At 60.8% G+C, this 17,156-nt stretch carries 17 protein-coding genes; 3 read left to right on the top strand and 14 right to left on the bottom strand.

The genetic code is table 11. The annotated features are described in order from the left end of the window. The 6 genes from ACS4NR_RS27335 to ppc form a co-directional block, all read right to left on the bottom strand. Positions 1-837 carry an isocitrate lyase/PEP mutase family protein gene (locus ACS4NR_RS27335; RefSeq protein WP_456018797.1) on the bottom strand — a complete coding sequence of 279 codons (837 nt, stop codon included), beginning with the start codon at positions 835-837 and terminating at the stop codon, positions 1-3. 33 nt (positions 838-870) lie between these two features. After that, a complete protein-coding gene (locus tag ACS4NR_RS27330; protein WP_456018796.1) occupies positions 871-1,731 on the bottom strand; it encodes a DUF72 domain-containing protein in 861 nt (286 codons plus the stop codon). Further along, a complete protein-coding gene (locus ACS4NR_RS27325; protein ID WP_003222071.1) occupies positions 1,731-2,039 on the bottom strand; it encodes a hypothetical protein in 309 nt (102 codons plus the stop codon). The genes ACS4NR_RS27330 and ACS4NR_RS27325 overlap by 1 nt, the downstream gene beginning before the upstream one ends. A 256-nt stretch (positions 2,040-2,295) precedes the next feature. Next, complete coding sequence (gene tsaB / locus ACS4NR_RS27320; RefSeq protein ID WP_456018795.1) at positions 2,296-2,970, bottom strand: tRNA (adenosine(37)-N6)-threonylcarbamoyltransferase complex dimerization subunit type 1 TsaB; 675 nt, start codon at positions 2,968-2,970, stop codon at positions 2,296-2,298. A 93-nt stretch (positions 2,971-3,063) separates the two neighbouring features. After that, positions 3,064-3,714, bottom strand: a complete 651-nt coding sequence (adk, locus tag ACS4NR_RS27315) for an adenylate kinase (RefSeq protein ID WP_095138326.1) — start codon at positions 3,712-3,714, stop codon at positions 3,064-3,066. A 289-nt stretch (positions 3,715-4,003) separates the two neighbouring features. Then, the gene (ppc, locus tag ACS4NR_RS27310) at positions 4,004-6,634 is read right to left on the bottom strand and encodes a phosphoenolpyruvate carboxylase (RefSeq protein ID WP_456018794.1); all 2,631 of its coding nucleotides are present in this window, start codon (positions 6,632-6,634) and stop codon (positions 4,004-4,006) included. Positions 6,635-6,847: 213 nt separating this feature from the next. Here ppc and ACS4NR_RS27305 point away from each other — a divergent pair, with 213 nt between their 5' ends. The 3 genes from ACS4NR_RS27305 to ACS4NR_RS27295 all read left to right on the top strand — a co-directional run bounded on the left by ACS4NR_RS27305 (position 6,848) and on the right by ACS4NR_RS27295 (position 8,808). Next, on the top strand, positions 6,848-7,192 hold the full coding sequence (locus ACS4NR_RS27305; protein WP_003222064.1) for a hypothetical protein: 345 nt from the start codon (positions 6,848-6,850) through the stop codon (positions 7,190-7,192). A 366-nt stretch (positions 7,193-7,558) separates the two neighbouring features. After that, a complete protein-coding gene (locus ACS4NR_RS27300; RefSeq protein ID WP_095138324.1) occupies positions 7,559-7,963 on the top strand; it encodes a DUF4398 domain-containing protein in 405 nt (134 codons plus the stop codon). 56 nt (positions 7,964-8,019) lie between these two features. Continuing rightward, positions 8,020-8,808 (top strand): OmpA family protein, encoded by a 789-nt coding sequence (locus tag ACS4NR_RS27295; RefSeq protein ID WP_007964218.1) that lies wholly within the window; start codon positions 8,020-8,022, stop codon positions 8,806-8,808. Between the two features lie 172 nt (positions 8,809-8,980). On the opposite strand, the gene ACS4NR_RS27290 is transcribed toward ACS4NR_RS27295, so the two are convergent. The 8 genes from ACS4NR_RS27290 to ACS4NR_RS27255 form a co-directional block, all read right to left on the bottom strand. Next, positions 8,981-9,310 carry a hypothetical protein gene (locus ACS4NR_RS27290; protein ID WP_456018793.1) on the bottom strand — a complete coding sequence of 110 codons (330 nt, stop codon included), beginning with the start codon at positions 9,308-9,310 and terminating at the stop codon, positions 8,981-8,983. Beyond that, positions 9,307-10,212, bottom strand: coding sequence for an alpha/beta hydrolase (locus ACS4NR_RS27285; protein WP_456018792.1), 906 nt, complete (start codon positions 10,210-10,212; stop codon positions 9,307-9,309). The genes ACS4NR_RS27290 and ACS4NR_RS27285 overlap by 4 nt, the downstream gene beginning before the upstream one ends. Before the next feature lie 151 nt (positions 10,213-10,363). Next, positions 10,364-11,641: a flavohemoglobin expression-modulating QEGLA motif protein gene (locus ACS4NR_RS27280; protein WP_003222055.1), complete on the bottom strand. Its 1,278-nt coding sequence runs from the start codon at positions 11,639-11,641 to the stop codon at positions 10,364-10,366. A 24-nt stretch (positions 11,642-11,665) separates the two neighbouring features. Continuing rightward, complete coding sequence (locus ACS4NR_RS27275) at positions 11,666-12,223, bottom strand: hypothetical protein (protein WP_115986528.1); 558 nt, start codon at positions 12,221-12,223, stop codon at positions 11,666-11,668. Between the two features lie 157 nt (positions 12,224-12,380). Beyond that, complete coding sequence (locus ACS4NR_RS27270) at positions 12,381-13,094, bottom strand: TetR/AcrR family transcriptional regulator (RefSeq protein ID WP_095138321.1); 714 nt, start codon at positions 13,092-13,094, stop codon at positions 12,381-12,383. A 105-nt stretch (positions 13,095-13,199) separates the two neighbouring features. After that, positions 13,200-14,702 carry a lysine--tRNA ligase gene (gene lysS / locus ACS4NR_RS27265; protein WP_095138320.1) on the bottom strand — a complete coding sequence of 501 codons (1,503 nt, stop codon included), beginning with the start codon at positions 14,700-14,702 and terminating at the stop codon, positions 13,200-13,202. A gap of 112 nt (positions 14,703-14,814) precedes the next feature. After that, positions 14,815-15,910 (bottom strand): peptide chain release factor 2 gene (gene prfB, locus ACS4NR_RS27260; protein ID WP_456018791.1). Its coding sequence is split into 2 segments (ribosomal slippage): positions 14,815-15,837 and positions 15,839-15,910, totalling 1,095 coding nucleotides; the frame shifts between segments, so codons are not numbered across the junction. A 236-nt stretch (positions 15,911-16,146) separates the two neighbouring features. Next, positions 16,147-17,148, bottom strand: coding sequence for a diguanylate cyclase domain-containing protein (locus ACS4NR_RS27255; protein WP_095138319.1), 1,002 nt, complete (start codon positions 17,146-17,148; stop codon positions 16,147-16,149). Between the last annotated feature and the right edge of the window lie 8 nt (positions 17,149-17,156).

Below are 17,156 nucleotides of genomic sequence, written 5' to 3'. Positions count from 1 at the left end.
TCAGCCTTTGAAAAACTGATTGGCCTTGGCGTACGGCATCGACTGCGACGTAAAGCCGAACGTCCCGCGCTGCTGGATCTCTTCAGCCGCGCGGAAGAACTCGCCAAATGCCGCCAGCGCCAATGCCGACCCGGTACTGATTCGCCGCACACCCATTTCTTCCAACTCCTGCACGGTCAGTTTCAAACCGCCGGACATCAGCACATTGACCGGTTTGGGTGCCACCGCGCGCACCACCGCCAGCACCTCTTCGGCGCTGCGCAAACCCGGCGCATACAACACGTCGGCGCCCGCCTCGGCAAAGGCTTGCAGGCGGCGGATGGTGTCGTTGAGATCGGGATTGCCATGCAGATAGTTTTCCGCGCGGGCGGTCAAGGTGAAGGGAAATGGCAGCGTGCGCACCGCAGCGACGGCGGCTTCGATACGTGCGACGGCGTGTTCGAAGCAGTAGATCGGTGCGTCGGCGCGGCCCGTGGCGTCTTCGATCGAACCACCCACCGCGCCGGCCTCGGCGGCGCGCAACAGGCTTTTCGCGCACTCGGCGGGGTCATCGGCGAAACCGTTTTCCAGATCCACCGCCACCGGCAAATCCGTGGCCGCGACAATCGCCCGGACGTTGGCCAGGGTGTCATCGAGACTCAGGGCGCCGTCAGCCTTGCCTTGGGAAAACGCATAACCAGCACTAGTGGTCGCCAATGCCTGATAGCCCAGACTGGCGAGCATCTTAGCCGAGCCGGCATCCCACGGATTGGGAATCACGAAAATCCCCGGACGCTCGTGCAGGGCCTTGAAGGCCTGGGCTTTGCGGGCTTGTTGGTTATGGGCGTGGGCGTCCATCGGCAGGCTCCTGGGCAGGCATGAAAAACCGCCTCAGAGCAGACCAAGTTGCTCGGCGGCGGGTTCTCTGTATAGCTCAGGCAAGGATGGCAGGCCAGGCAAACGTTGCATCAATTGTGCGTGAAAACGTTGCGCCAGCTTCGCCGCCATGACGTTGTCGGCGGTGTGCAGGAAGATGTACGGCGTGCGGCCCTCTTCGATCCACTCGGCGATTTTCGCCACCCACGGCACCAAAAACGGATCGTTGGCTTCCAGCTCCGGGTGGCCGATGAAGCGCACCTGCGGAAATTGGGTGAACGCCGCCGGACGGGTTGGCACCCGGGGCTTTTTCGATTGCGCGTGGATCACCGAAGACTCGGTCGACAGGCAACTGAACAGCGCCCGTGGATCGAGGCAGATGCGCTCCACGCCACGGTCGAGCAGCAGGCGATTGAGCAGGCGTTCGCTCTCGCCCTTGGCGAAGAACTGCTCGTGACGCACTTCCACCGCCAGTGGCCGGTCCAGCGCATCGATGAACGCGGTCAGCTCCGGCAATCGATGCGGGGTGAAGCTTTTCGACAGTTGCAGCCACAGCGGCGAGACACGCTCACCGAGTGGGCCGAGAAGATTTACGAAAGTTTCAGCGGCAGTCAGTTGATCGCGCAGGTCACCGCTGTGGCTGATGTCGCCGGGAAACTTGGCGGTGAAGCGAAAGTGTTCGGGCATGGTCTCGGCCCAACGCTGCACGGTGGCCGGCGAGGGGCTGGCGTAGAAGGTCGTGTTGCCTTCGACGGCGTTGAACACTTGGGAGTAGAGAGCGAGGAAGTCGGAGGTCTTGGCGTCTTCGGGGTACAGATACTCGCGCCAGGCGTTTTCGCTCCAGGACGGACAACCGAGGTAGTAAGGCAGATCCATCAGATGTACAGATCGAGGCCCAGCACATCCGCATCCCAATCGACAAAACCGGCGGTGCTCAGGTAGCTAGCCAGGGCCATCGCTACGCTTTTGCTCATGGCGCGGTGATAAATCATGTCTTGCTGACGGGCAGGCAGATTGGCCAGGCGTTGTGCGGAGGCTTTGGCAGCGCGGGCGGCCAGTTGCTCTTCAGTCGGGAATTCCAGCTCGCCGTCGATATCGTCGACGGACTCATCCAGCGCCACATTGCCTTTGCGAGGCTTGCGCTTGATCGGGTAGGACTGAGAGGAAAGGCCGTCTATACGCATAATTTCATGCTCGGTATCGATGATGGCAATTTAGCGGCACCTGACCGACTTAGCAAACTGCCGAGTGATAACTAGAACACATAAAGCGCAAAAGGTTTAAAACGGGGAGTTGGAAACTGACGATTGGCAGTGACTTTAAGTGAACACCGAACCTGTGGGAGCGGGCTTGCTCGCGAAAGCGGTGTGTCAGGCACTTGGATAGAGACTGACATGGTCTCTTCGCGAGCAAGCCCGCTCCCACAGGTTTTGTGGTGAATCAGCGAGCCTTCGGGGTGGCGACTTTGTCGCGCAGGTAAACCGGTTGTGCATCGTCTGCCGGGATCGACTCGCCGCGTTCCCAGGCAAACCGCGCCAGGGTCAGCAGATCTTCGGCGTGAGGCAGCATGCCGGCATCGGAACCGCTCGGTTTGACCGCGATCCGCTCACCGTAACCCCAACCGGTACCGGCACCGAACCACTCACCGCTGGCATCGGCCGGCAGCGCCGCGACTTCCGGCGGCAGCACCGCTTCGGCACCGAGCAGACGCATCTCCCCCGCCGTCTCGCGATAGCAGCCCCAATACACTTCGTCCATACGCGCATCGATGGCGGCGGCGACCTGGCTCACGCCATGCTCGCGCAGGGCACGCTGCGCCAGCACCGCCAGGTTCGACACCGGCAGCACCGGCCGATCAAGGGCAAACGCCAGCCCCTGCACCACGCCAATCGCAATCCGCACCCCGGTAAACGCACCCGGCCCGCGACCGAACGCGATCGCATCCACCGCTTGCAGCGTGGTGCCGGCATCGGCCAGCAGTTGCTGGATCATCGGCAGCAGTTTCTGCGCGTGCAGACGCGGGATCACCTCGTAATGACTCGTGACCTTGCCGTCATGCAGCAAGGCAACGGAGCAAGCTTCGGTCGCGGTGTCCAGGGCCAGCAAGGTGCTCATCGATGTATCCAAAACAGGTGAGGGAAAAAGTGCGTCAGTATAAACAACTACGGCCCGCAAGCGGGCCGTGGATGATGCAGCCAATCAGCTTTTTCAGCTCAGCGCTTCAAGCACCTTGGCGGTGATCGCTTCAACCGAACCAACGCCCGGAATGTGGCTGTACTTTGGCTTGCCAGCGTTTTTGGCGGACAGGCTCTGATAGAACTCCACCAGCGGCTTGGTCTGCGAATGGTAGACCGACAGGCGATGACGCACGGTTTCTTCGGTGTCGTCCTTGCGCTGCACCAGCTCTTCGCCAGTGATGTCGTCTTTGCCAGCGATTTTCGGCGGGTTGTAGACGATGTGGTAAACGCGGCCGCTGGCTTCGTGAACACGACGACCGGCGATGCGTTGAACGATTTCTTCGTCTTCAACAGCGATTTCAACTACAGCGTCCAGCTCGACGCCGGCGGTAACCAGTGCTTCCGCCTGCGGAATGGTGCGCGGGAAGCCGTCGAACAGGAAGCCGTTGGCGCAGTCAGGCTGAGCGATACGATCTTTGACCAGCGCGATGATCAGGTCATCCGACACCAGGCCGCCGGCATCCATGATGCTCTTGGCTTGCACGCCCAGCGGAGTGCCGGCCTTGACCGCAGCACGCAGCATGTCGCCGGTGGAGATTTGCGGAATGCCGAATTTCTCGGTGATGAACTTAGCCTGAGTACCTTTACCGGCCCCGGGAGCTCCCAGCAGAATGACGCGCATCGATGTGCTCCTCAATTTTTTATATAGAAAACAACGGGATTCGCCTCTTTGGGCCAATCTTAAAAAACGGGTCGTGGCCGCACAAACGGCCAAAGGCTGATCAAGATACACAGCAGGCTGCGCCCACACAAGACGCCAAAAGTCGGAGAAACCGGCGCCTGCCGCGACCTTGCGACGCGGTAACCCAAGTCGCAACCCCATCATTAACTGTCGCCTGCCCGCACTTTGTGCCTGTGTACAAAGCAGCACCCGGCCTGTGCACCGGGCGCCTGATACCACCGCAAAAACCTTAGCCGGTATTTCGCAAACCGGCGGCAATCCCCGCCACAGACACCAGCAGCGCCTGCTCCACCGGGCTGCCCTGCTCGACATTCTGTTGCCGTGAACGGGCCAGCAGCTCGGCCTGCAATAGATGAAGCGGGTCGAGGTAAGTGTTGCGCAGACGGATGAATTCCAGGGTGTCGGGGCTATGTGCCAGCAGTTGCGACTGACCGGTCAGGCCGAGCACTACCGCGCACGCCTGCGACAATAGGTCGCGTAACTGCGCGCCCAACGGCAGCAGGTCCGGCTCGACCAGCCGCTGATCGTAAGACAGCGCGATGTCGGCGTCGGCCTTGGCCAGGACCATTTCCAGCATGTCGATACGGGTGCGGAAGAACGGCCACTGTTCGCGCATCTGCCCGAGCAACTCGCCCTCGCCGCGCTCCAGCGCCTTGCTCAACGCGGTTTCCCAGCCGAGCCAGGCCGGCAGCATCAGACGAGTCTGGGTCCAGCCGAAAATCCACGGAATCGCCCGCAGGCTCTCGATCCCACCGGCACGGCGCTTGGCCGGACGGCTGCCGAGGGGCAAGCGTCCCAGTTCCTGCTCCGGTGTGGACTGGCGGAAGTACTCGACGAACTGCGGATTCTCCCTCACCACGGCGCGATACGCAGCGACGCCGTCGGCGGCCAGTTCATCCATCAGGTGCCGCCATTCCGGCGTTGGCGGCGGGGGTGGCAACAGCGTCGCTTCGAGCACGGCAGCCAGATACAGATTGAGGTTCTGCTCGGCGATGTCCGGCAGGCCGAATTTGAATCGAATCATTTCGCCCTGCTCGGTGGTGCGGAAACGCCCCGCTACCGACCCCGGCGGCTGCGACAGGATCGCCGCGTGCGCCGGACCGCCGCCTCGGCCCACGGTGCCACCGCGACCGTGGAACAACAGCAGTTCGACTTGCTGCTCGCGGCAGATCTCCACCAGCCGCTCTTGCGCGCGATATTGTGCCCAGGCCGCAGCGGTGGTGCCGGCGTCCTTGGCCGAGTCGGAATAACCGATCATCACTTCCTGCGGGCCTTGCAGCCTCGCGCGGTAGCCCGGCAGCAGCAATAGACGCTCCATCACCGGCCCGGCGTTGTCGAGGTCGGCAAGGGTTTCGAACAGCGGCACCACACGCATCGGCCGCAGCACACCGGACTCTTTCAGCAGCAGTTGCACCGCCAGCACGTCGGAGGCGGCACCCGCCATCGAGATCACGTAAGAGCCCAGCGAGGCGCCCGGTGCGGCAGCGATTTCCTTGCAAGTGGCGAGCACTTCAGCAGTGTCGGCGGACGGTTTGAAATGCGCCGGCAGCAGTGGCCGGCGATTGCTCAATTCGCGGGTGAGGAAGCTGATGCGCTGTTCTTCGTCCCAGTCTTCGTAGCGACCGAGGCCGAGGTAATCGGTGATTTCGGTCATCGCCGAGCTGTGCCGCGTCGAATCCTGGCGCACATCGAGGCGCACCAGGAACAGGCCGAAGGTCACTGCCCGACGCAGGCAATCGAGCAACGGCCCGTCAGCAATCACGCCCATGCCGCACTCGTGCAGTGAGTTGAAACACAGCTCCAGCGGATCGAGCAGATCGCGGTTGTTGTGCAACACGTCGACCGGTGCCGGCGTGGTCGCAGTCAGCGACGCATGGGCCCAGTTACGCGTGGCGCGCAGGCGTTCGCGCAATTGCTTGAGCACCGCCCGATAAGGCTCGGCGCTGTCACCGGCCTTGGCCTTGAGCGCATCGCTGGCCTGCTGCATCGACAGCTCGGCGGCCAGGTGATCGACATCGCGCAGGTACAGATCGGCAGCCATCCAGCGCGCCAGCAACAGCACTTCGCGGGTCACTGCCGCAGTGACGTTGGGGTTGCCGTCACGGTCGCCGCCCATCCACGAAGCAAAGCGAATCGGCGCCGCTTCCAGTGGCAAGCGCAGGCCCGTCGCTTCATACAGCGCCTTGTCGGCCTTGCGCATATGGTTGGGAATCGCCTGCCACAGCGAATGCTCGATCACCGCAAAACCCCATTTCGCTTCGTCGACCGGGGTCGGCCGGGTGCGGCGGATTTCTTCGGTGTGCCAGGCTTCGGCGATCAGCCGCTGCAGGGTGTTCTGGATCTGTTCGCGCTCGGCGCTGGTCAGGTCGCGATGATCCTGCGCGGCCAGTTGCGCGGCGATCGCGTCGTACTTCTGGATCAACGTGCGCCGCGCCACCTCGGTCGGGTGTGCGGTCAGCACCAGTTCGATTTCCAGGCGCGCCAGTTGCCGCGCCAGCGATTCCGCGCTGTGGCCTTCGTTGCGCAGGCGGGCAAGCAGTTCCGGGAGCACGCGGGACTCGAACGGCGCCGGTTGCGACTCTTCACGGCGATGAATCAGCTGATACTGCTCGGCGATGTTTGCCAGGTTGAGAAACTGGTTGAACGCCCGCGCCACCGGCAGCAGTTCGTCCTCGCTCAACTGGTTGAGGCTGGCGCTCAGTTCGGCGTCCATCGAGCCACGGCGGTCGGCCTTGGCGCCCTTGCGAATCTGCTCGATCTTGTCGAGAAATTCCTCGCCGTACTGGTCACGGATGGTATTGCCCAACAGCTCACCGAGCAGGTGAACGTCCTCGCGCAAGCGTGCATCAATATCGGTCATCAGCAGTTCTCCAGCGTTAATCGGGACGGCGCAGAAACGAATGCTTTGCCCAGAGAGTGCCGCTCTACGGCGCTTCTTACAAGCAGACGACGAAGGGACTTTAAACCTTGGGGCTTGGAGCTAGTCTCAATAGCAAGCCGCACAACGGCTTGCCGCCGGCCCCGCCGGACACTCACCCAGGCCTGCCACGAGCAGGCGCGAAATGAGGTCATCATGAAAATTCGTGAACTCGCCCAGCATTGGGAAGAAAACGCCAAGGGTCGCCTGACCGACACCGGCTACACGATTCATCTGGACGTCGAGGCCGCTGCGCGACTGGCGGCGATTGCCGAGATGTACCCCAAACGCCACCCGGAAGAATTGCTTGGCGAACTGATTGGCGCCGCGCTTGAAGAGTTCGAGGCGAGCCTGCCGTATGTGAAAGGGTCGACGGTGGTAGCCACCGATGAAGAAGGTGATCCGCTGTATGAGGACGTCGGGCCGACGCCACGGTTTCTGGCGCTGTCCCGGCGGCATCTGCAGGATTTGTCCGCCGCTGCCGGCAAGCAAAAGCACTGACACAACAAAGATCAAACTGTAGGAGTGAGCTTGCTCGCGAATGCGGTATTTCAGCCGACATTGATAGCGACTGATTCACCGCATTCGCGAGCAAGCCCGCTCCCACATTGATCGTGTTCAATTTCAAAAATCGTACATTTTTTACTCGCGCGTACCTCTCCCCGCCTCCAAAGTTCCCGGCTTAGAGCCTTGTCGATTTGGTCAAAAAAAAATTTGGCGATAGGCCATCTTTTCTGAACTTTTGAAAAACGCCTCCGGTCGGAACCTGTAACCACGCCTGGAACGAGCGTTTCAAAAACGCGCTTTCACATGACGCTTGCGGCTCCTCGACCAGGATGGATTTTCGGTTTTATCAGGAGTTAAACAATGGAGTTGAAGACCATGAAGACCCAAACCTCGTTCTCCCACCTGCGCGGTCTGAAACTGGCTGCTCTGGCTATCGGTTCCAGCTTCGTTCTGGCCGGTTGCGCCGGTAACCCGCCGACCGAGCAGTACGCTGTGACTCAATCGGCCGTCAACAGCGCCGTCAGCGCCGGTGGTACCGAGTTCGCTGCAGTGGAAATGAAGCAGGCTCAGGACAAGCTCAAGCAAGCCGAAATCGCCATGCACGACAAGAAGTATGAAGAGGCTCGTACCCTCGCCGAGCAAGCCGAATGGGACGCTCGCGTAGCAGAACGCAAGGCTCAGGCTGCCAAGGCCGAACAGGCTGTGAAGGATTCCCAGAAAGGTGTTCAGGAACTGCGTCAGGAAAGTCAGCGCACCGTGCAGTAAGCGCGCATCCCGAATCGCAAAGCTGAAACTTTTATCGATAGAAAGGACGACAAATTATGCGTAAGCAACTGATGATCCCCGCTCTTCTGGCCGCAAGCGTTGCCCTGGCTGCCTGCTCCACCCCGCCTAACCCTAACCTGGAACAGGCGCGCACCAACTACGCCGGCCTGCAGGCCAACCCACAGGCGAGCAAAGTCGCTGCCCTGGAAACCAAGGACGCCAGCGATTACCTGGACAAGGCCGACAAGGCTTATCTGGACAAGCAAGACGCGGCCAAGGTTGACCAACTGGCCTACCTGACCAACCAGCGCGTGGAAGTGGCCAAGCAGACCATCGCCCTGCGCACCGCTGAGAACAACCTGAAGAACGCTGCCGCGCAACGTGCCCAGGCGCGTCTGGACGCTCGTGATCAGCAGATCAAACAACTGCAGCAGAGCCTGAACGCCAAGCAGACCGATCGCGGCACCCTGGTGACCTTCGGTGACGTACTGTTCGCCACCAACAAGGCTGACCTGAAATCCAGCGGTCTGGTGAACATCAACAAACTGGCGCAATTCCTTCAGGAAAACCCTGATCGCAAAGTGATCGTCGAGGGTTACACCGACAGCACCGGCGCGGCTTCGTACAACCAGTCGCTGTCCGAGCGTCGTGCGACCTCGGTACAAGTCGCACTGATCAAGATGGGCGTAGATCCTTCGCGCATCGTGGTTCAGGGTTATGGCAAGGAATACCCGGTTGCCGATAACAGCAGCGTTTCCGGTCGTGCGATGAACCGTCGTGTGGAAGTGACCATTTCCAACGACAACCAGCCAGTGATGCCACGTTCGGCGGTCAGCTCGAACTAAGCAACACGCGTTAACGCAAAAGCCCCGCCTGAGTGATCAGGCGGGGCTTTTTCATACACGAACACAAAACCCTGTAGGAGTGAGCCTGCTCGCGATAGCGGTGTGTCAGCCAACATATATATTGAATGTCAGACAGCTATCGCGAGCAGGCTCACTCCTACAATGGATCGAATTATTGCTCGAGTTTCTGCGGCGTTTCCTGGCCCATGCAGCGCACGGCTTTTTTCTGCGCATTGATCAGCACCCCGGTCAGGCCTTTCTGTTCGGTGTCGAACAGCACCAGCACGCCGTCGATGCACTGCGCCACCTGCGGCGCCGGGGTGAGCGAGACTTTGTAGTCTTCGCCCGGCACGGTCTTGAGCATGGTGAATTCGTTGAGCAGCAGCGCATCCTCGGGTTTGGCGAAGTGCAGGTAGCCGTAGTACCACAGCGCCCCGACCGTGCCGAGGATGCTGCAGATACCGGTGATGATCAGCGGGATGGCGTTACGTTCTTCAGTCATTGCGGACTCTCATCTTCAGAATTCGGAGGTTGCGGATAATTCGGGATCTCGCCGAGACGGCGCAGGCCGTTGAAGTGTTCGGGATCTTCCAGATAGCGCAGCATTACCTGGCGCCAGACCGGATCACCGAAGGTCTGCACGTGGCCGCCGCGGGTCAGCTGCAGCACGCGCGGTGGCGGCGCAGCCTGATACAGGCGGATGGCGTTGGACATCGGCACCAGCGGGTCGTCGATGCTGTGAAAGATCAGTTTCGGCACGCCGTTAAGCTGCGGCATCGAGTTGATCGCGCTGTCACTGTCCGGCACCAGCCACGACAGCGGCACCTGCAACGGCCAGGTCAGCCACGAGGTGCTGAGGGCGTACTGGCCGACACTGCGGTAACTGGCGGGCACACCGTCGAGCACCAAGGCCTTTAGCTGTTTCTGCCGCTCGGGGTGCTGCACCAGCCAATGCACGGCCATCGAGCCGCCGAGGCTCTGGCCGAGCAGGATCAGCGGCTTGCCTTTGACCTCTGGGGCCTTGTCGAGCCAGGCGAACGCGGCGTCGATGTCCTGATAGATCGCCGGCAGGCTCGGTTCGCCCTCGGACAAGCCGTACCCGCGATAGTCCACCAACAGCACTTGATAGCCGTTTTTCGGTAACCACCAACTGCCGCCGAGGTGCATCGGCAGATTGCCGCCGTTGCCGTGCAGGTGCAGCACTGTGCCTTTGACCTCGACCCCGGGTTTGGCCGGCAGCCACCAGGCATTGAGCTTGAGGCCATCCGCCGTGACCAGTGTCACGGTGCGGTATTCGAGCTTGGCTTTTTCCGGGGTGAAGATCTGGCCCGGTTCGGGGTAAAACAGCAGCGAACTGCAACCACTGAGGGTCAGGAGCAGGCAAAGGATGCCGAGGATTCTCATCCGGTGAAACCTCGCAGAATTCGGGTTGGAATACCGTCAAAAACTGTAGGAGTGAGCCTGCTCGCGATAGCGGTGTGTCAGTCGATATTTATGTTGATTGACACACCGCTATCGCGAGCAGGCTCACTCCTACAAGGGATTTGTGTGTGGATTAGAGGATGTTTGAGTAATCCGCCTCGATCCGGTCCAGGCTCAAGTGATTGAGGAAGTTGGAGAAGCACATCCACGCCGACAGCGCGTTCATGTCGCGGAACTGTTCCGGCAGATATTTCGGCGGCACCACCAGACCTTCATCGACCAGTTGACGCAGGGTGCGCATGTCTTCCAGCGTGGTCTTGCCGCAGAACAGCAGCGGCACCTGCTCGAGCTTGCCTTTACGCACGGCCAACTGAATGTAGTTGTAAACCATGATAAAGCCCTTGAGGTAGGACAAGTCTTTGGTGAATGGCAGACCGGTCGGGGTCGAACCACGGAACACCCGGCTGGCGTTGCCGTAGCTTTCGGCCATTTCAAAACCCTGCTCACGGAAGAACTCGAACACCTGCAAAAAGTCCGCGCCCTCCTCGACCATGTGAATGGCACGGGTGCGGTTGGTCAGTTTGCGCAGACGGCTTGGGTAGGAGGCGAAGGTGATGATTTCCATCAGGATCGCCAGGCCTTCCTGAGTCACCGTCGACGACGGTGGGCCCTTGGACAGGAAGGTGCAGATCGGCTGGTTCAAGCCATTGAGCGTGGTGCCGACGTGCACCAGACCTTCGTGGACTTCCAGTGCGCGCACATCGCGGTCGTTGAACAGCGCGTCGGTGCGGATCTTGATGTAGTCGGCGCCCGCCGCCGCGTCAGCGACGATGCCGTCGGACTCGAACACGCGGATGGTTTCCTCGGCCTCGCCAAACACCTTGTTCAACCGGGTTTGCAGCAGGTGCACGGCATCCTTGGCGGTGAGGATCTTCGGCTCGTCCTTGAGGTCGCCACGGCCATCGATGTTGTTCAGGTAGTCGGACATCATCAGGCCAAGGTCGGCCAGGGTCGGGTCACCAGCGTGGAACGCATCGGAGGCGGCGCCGTACAGCTCTTGCGAAATCAGGCCGAAATCCTCGGTGCCGCGCGCTTCGAGCATGCGCACCACCATGCGGTATTCCTTGCACATGCGCCGCATGATCTGCCCGACCGGGTTGAACTGGCCGAGCTGGCGGGTGATGTCGCGCTCGATGTTCTGGAATTCCAGTTTGACCTTGCTCGAATCGAAAGATAGCGGCCGATTGAGGTAGTAATCACGATCCACCGCCGGCATTTCCTTGCCCTTGGCTTTGAGAAAGCCCTTGCGGATGTTCTCGTCCCACTTCACCGCATCGAGCACGCGAATCGGCGTCTGTGCCAGCACAATGCGATCGGACAGCGTGCGTATCGTCTGCTGGTAATCGTCCACCCGAAACTCCTGTAGAAAACTGAATTATTTGGCGCGGGCCTGGCGCTGATAGCGCGCGGCCTCGACGAATACATCGGAATTGGCCGGATCGTCGAGGTAAGCAAAGACCTTGTCGAGGCGACTGTCGACCTGCACGCCGTCACCGTCGTCCTCGGTCTGGAAAGCCTTGCCGTCGAGGGTTTGCTGTTTGATCGCCTGATTGATCTGTTCGAGGTCGAGGTTGTACACCACCAGCTCGTGTTTGTCGGTGAGTTCGAACCCGGCAATGGTGTATTGCCCCCCGTAACGCGCCGGCACTTTCGCCGACAGGTACCAGCGGCTGCCATGGCGCGACACAGTGAACGGGTGCGCCTCGCGCTCGTGGGGTCGGGCCTTGAACCAGGTAACGGCCTGATAGCGATTGGTGCCGATGCGGGTCAGCTCCAGGTTCATCGGCTCGCCCCAGGCATTGGTGCTCGCCCACGTGCCCAGCAGGCCCTTGGGCGCCGGCTCACTGGCAGGCAGCGGATCCTTGAAAGTCACCAGACAACCGCTGAGCAGCAGGAACGACAAGGCGATCAGCACGCCACGCCAGGCTTTCATTCAATACTCCCTATGAACACGCGTCGCCCTGATGATCGGCTCAGTCCCTTGTGGGAGCGGGCTTGCTCGCGAAGGCGGTGGGTCAGTCAACTGAAGCGTTGAATGTGATACCGCATTCGCGAGCAAGCCCGCTCCCACAGGGGACCTCCATCAGCTGTCAGACCGAGGCCAGGACCAGATGCATATACCGCGTCAGAATCCCGAGCATGTCCTCTTCGGCCAATGGCTCGGCGTCGTTGAGCAGGCCCTGATATTCCATCCGTCCGATAATCGCCGTCAACACCTTGGCATCCTGCTGCGGTTCACGCGAGCCCAATACCTGAAACAACTGGCAGGTGCCCTGCAGCAGAATCTGCTGATGCGAGCGCACCAGATCCGCCAGACGCGGGTTGAGCAGCGCTTCCTGGCGGAACGCCTGCTCAGCCATCAGATGTTCGCGACGGTTAACCAGTTGCCGGTGCACATAGTCAGCCATCAGCCGCGCGATGTCGTCCGCCAGTTGCGAGCGCGACTCGGGGCTGCCGTCGCCACTCACGACCATCTCGCGCAGCAGGCCTTCGTTGTTGATCCACAGCTTGGCCATGTAGGCCGCGCTGCGCTCGACGTATTGGGCGAAGGTATCGGTGAGCAGGTCATCGATATCCTTGAAGTAATAAGTAGTGGCCGACAGTGGCACGCCGGCCTCGGCCGCCACGGCCCGGTGGCGCACGGCGCGCACGCCGTCACGCACGACAATGCGCATCGCCGCGTCGAGAATGTCCTGTCGACGCTGCTCACTGCCCTGTCGGCTGGCCTTGCGGCCTTGGTACTGAACACTTTCAGCGACCGCAGTGGCGATACCCGCTGCACCTTCTTGAGCGATTGCAACCATCACGACTGGACTTCCTCTGCTATTGCAAAATTAACCAACTGATACATTTGTACCAGACAGGCAATAAAAAGCCGCCTGTTTTAGGCGGCTTTTTAACTGAAACGTTTACGCTTGCGGTCGCATGTGCGGGAACAGGATCACATCGCGGATCGACGGCGAGTTGGTCAGCAACATCACCAGACGGTCGATGCCGATACCTTCACCGGCCGTTGGCGGCATGCCGTACTCCAGCGCACGCACGAAGTCGGCGTCGTAGTGCATGGCTTCATCGTCGCCGGCGTCCTTGTCGGCCACCTGCGCCATGAAGCGCTCGGCCTGGTCTTCCGCGTCGTTCAACTCGGAGTAGGCGTTGGCGATTTCACGGCCGCCGATGAACAGCTCGAAACGGTCGGTGACGTTCGGGTTCTCGTCATTACGACGGGCCAGCGGCGACACTTCGAACGGGTACTGGGTGATGAAGTGCGGCTGCTCCAGCTTGTGCTCGACCAGCTCTTCGAAAATCATCACCTGCAGCTTGCCCAGACCCTCGAAGCCCAGCACCTTGGCGCCGGCTTTCTTGGCGATGGCACGGGCCTTGTCGATGTCATTCAGATCATCGGCAGTCAGCTCAGGGTTGTACTTGAGGATCGAGTCGAACACCGACAGACGCACGAACGGCTCGCCGAAATGGAACACCTTGTCGCCGTACGGCACGTCGGTGCTGCCCAGCACCAGCTGTGCCAGTTCACGGAACAGTTCTTCGGTCAGGTCCATGTTGTCTTCGTAGTCGGCGTAAGCCTGGTAGAACTCCAACATGGTGAATTCAGGGTTGTGACGGGTCGAAACGCCTTCGTTACGGAAGTTGCGGTTGATCTCGAACACTTTCTCGAAACCGCCAACTACCAGACGCTTCAGATACAGCTCAGGCGCGATACGCAGGAACATTTCCATGTCCAGCGCGTTGTGGTGGGTTTCGAACGGCTTGGCCGCAGCGCCGCCAGGAATGGTCTGCAGCATCGGCGTTTCGACTTCGAGGAAGTCGCGCTTCATCAGGAAGCTGCGGATGTGCGCTATCACTTGCGAACGTACACGGAAGGTCTGACGCACGTCTTCGTTGACGATCAGGTCAACGTAACGCTGACGGTAGCGCTGTTCGGTGTCGGTCAGGCCGTGGTGCTTGTCCGGCAGCGGGCGCAGCGACTTGGTCAGCAGGCGCACGTTGGTCATTTCGACGTACAGGTCGCCCTTGCCGGAACGCGCCAGGGTGCCTTCGGCGGCAATGATGTCGCCCATGTCCCAGGTCTTGACGGCGGCCAGGGTGTCTTCGGACAGGGTTTTACGGTTGACGTAGACCTGGATGCGACCGGTCATGTCCTGGATCACCATGAACGAGCCACGGTTGAGCATGATGCGACCGGCAACCTTGACCGGGATTGCAGCCTCGGCCAGCTCTTCCTTGGTCTTGTCCGCGTATTTCTTCTGCAGATCTTCGCAGTAGTTTTCGCGACGGAAGTCGTTCGGGAAGGCGTTGCCCTTGGCGCGCTCGGCAGCCAGCTTTTCCTTGCGCAGGGCGATCAGGGAGTTTTCTTCCTGTTGCAGGGCTTGCGGGTCGAGTTGTTGGTCGCTCATGTCTTCAGATATTCCATCAGGTTCGTTGCCCCCGGGCCTGACGGCCCGGGAATCGCCAGCAGGGCTGGCTCCTACAGGGATCGCGTTGCATCGGCGATCCTGTGTGCGTCTTTTACAGCCCCGATTTCAGGCTGGCTTCCAGGTATTCGTCGATGTCGCCGTCGAGCACCTTGTCGCAGTCGCTGCGTTCGATGTTGGTGCGCAGGTCTTTGATCCGCGACGCGTCGAGCACGTACGAACGGATCTGGTGACCCCAGCCGATGTCCGACTTGGTGTCTTCCAGCGCCTGGGAAGCGGCGTTGCGCTTCTGCATTTCCTGCTCGTACAACTTGGCCCGCAGCATTTTCATGGCGGTGTCCTTGTTGGCGTGCTGGGAACGCTCGTTCTGGCAGCTGACCACGGTGTTGGTCGGTACGTGGGTGATACGTACGGCCGAGTCGGTGGTGTTTACGTGCTGACCACCGGCACCGGAGGAACGATAGGTGTCGATCCGCAGGTCTGCCGGGTTGATTTCGATTTCGACCTTGTCGTCGATCTCTGGCGAGACGAAAACCGCAGAGAACGAGGTGTGGCGACGGTTGCCGGAGTCGAACGGGCTCTTGCGCACCAGACGGTGCACGCCGATCTCGGTACGCAACCAGCCAAAGGCGTATTCGCCCTTGATGTGTACGGTCGCGCCTTTGATACCGGCGACTTCACCGGCCGACAATTCCATGATGGTCGCGTCGAAACCGCGTTTGTCGGCCCAGCGCAGGTACATGCGCAGCAGGATGTTGGCCCAGTCCTGTGCCTCGGTGCCGCCGGAGCCGGCCTGGATGTCCAGGTAGGCGTTGTTCGGGTCCATCTCGTGGCTGAACATGCGGCGGAATTCAAGCTTGGCGAGGTTTTCCTCGAGACGGGCCAGCTCGGCGATGACATCGCCCACTGCGCCTTCGTCGTTTTCTTCGACGGCCATGTCCAGCAGGTCGCGGCAATCGGCCAGACCGGCGTTCAGTTCGTCGAGGGTGTCGACGATCTGCGCCAGCGCCGAGCGCTCGCGGCCCAGTTCCTGGGCGTATTCAGGTTTGTTCCAGACACTCGGATCTTCAAGCTCGCGATTGACTTCAGTCAGACGCTCATGCTTTTGATCGTAGTCAAAGATACCCCCGAATAGTTTCGGAGCGCTCGGACAGGTCCTTGATGGTGTTCAGGATCGGGTTGATTTCCATGACGGGCAGCACTCGTTGGCGAACTTTTGAAAGCCGGCGAGTATAACGTAATCAGGCTGTCACGGCAGCCCGTCTGGCGGCTGTTAAGGCGATTCACTTGACATGGCCTGATGCGCATCCTCTGTGGGAGCGGGCTTGCTCGCGAAGGCGGTGTGTCATTAAGCATTGATGTCGAGTGATACTCCGCCTTCGCGAGCAAGCCCGCTCCCACAGGGGGATTTGCAGGTTCGAGAGACCTATTCGATGCCCACCTGATTACGCCCATTGTTTTTTGCCAGGTACAACCCGCGATCCGCCGCCGAAATCAGCAGCCGGCAATCGCTGCCCGCCTGCGGCACCATGGTCGCCAGGCCGATGCTGATGGTCAGGCTCGCCCCGTCGCTCGGGGTGTTGTGCGGAATTTTCAGCGCCGCCACGGTCTGGCGCAGTTTTTCCGCCACCAACCGTGCGCCGCCCGGCGAGGTGTTCGGCAGCACCAGCGCGAACTCTTCACCGCCGTAACGTGCCGGCAAGTCCGACGGCCGGGCGCTGGCGTCGCGGATCGCCGTGGCGACCTTGCGCAGCGCCTCGTCGCCTTCGACGTGGCCGAAGCTGTCGTTATAGGACTTGAAGTAATCGACATCGATCATCAGCAATGACAGCTGGCTCTGGTCGCGCAGCGAGCGGCGCCACTCCAGCTCCAGGTACTCGTCGAAGTGCCGGCGGTTGGACAGCCCGGTCAGGCCGTCGGAGTTCATCAGGCGTTGCAGCACCAGGTTGGTATCGAGCAACTGCTGCTGGCTGACACGCAACGCACGGTACGCCGCATCCCGCTGCAGCAGGGTCATGTAGGAACGCGAGTGGTAGCGAATCCGCGCCACCAGTTCGATGGTGTCCGGCAGTTTCACCAGATAATCGTTGGCCCCGGCGGAAAACGCCGCGCTCTTGATCAGCGGGTCTTCCTTGGTCGACAGCACGATGATCGGGATGTCCTTGGTCGCCGGGTGATTGCGGTATTCGCGCACCAGGCTCAGGCCATCGAGGCCGGGCATCACCAGATCCTGCAGGATCACCGTCGGTTTGATCCGTACCGCCTGGGCGATGGCCTGGTGCGGGTCGGAGCAGAAGTGGAAGTCGATGTTCTCTTCGTTCGACAGCCCACGGCGCACGGCTTCGCCGATCATCGCCTGATCGTCCACCAACAACACCATGGCGGCGTTTTCGTCGGTTTTAATGTCGTCGATCTGTAAATCATTCATGGGCGGTC

It is taken from the genome of Pseudomonas sp. JQ36 (assembly GCF_053851495.1).
The sequence above is the reverse complement of the archived record's forward strand: the minus strand, read 5'-3'. Positions and strand labels throughout refer to the sequence as shown.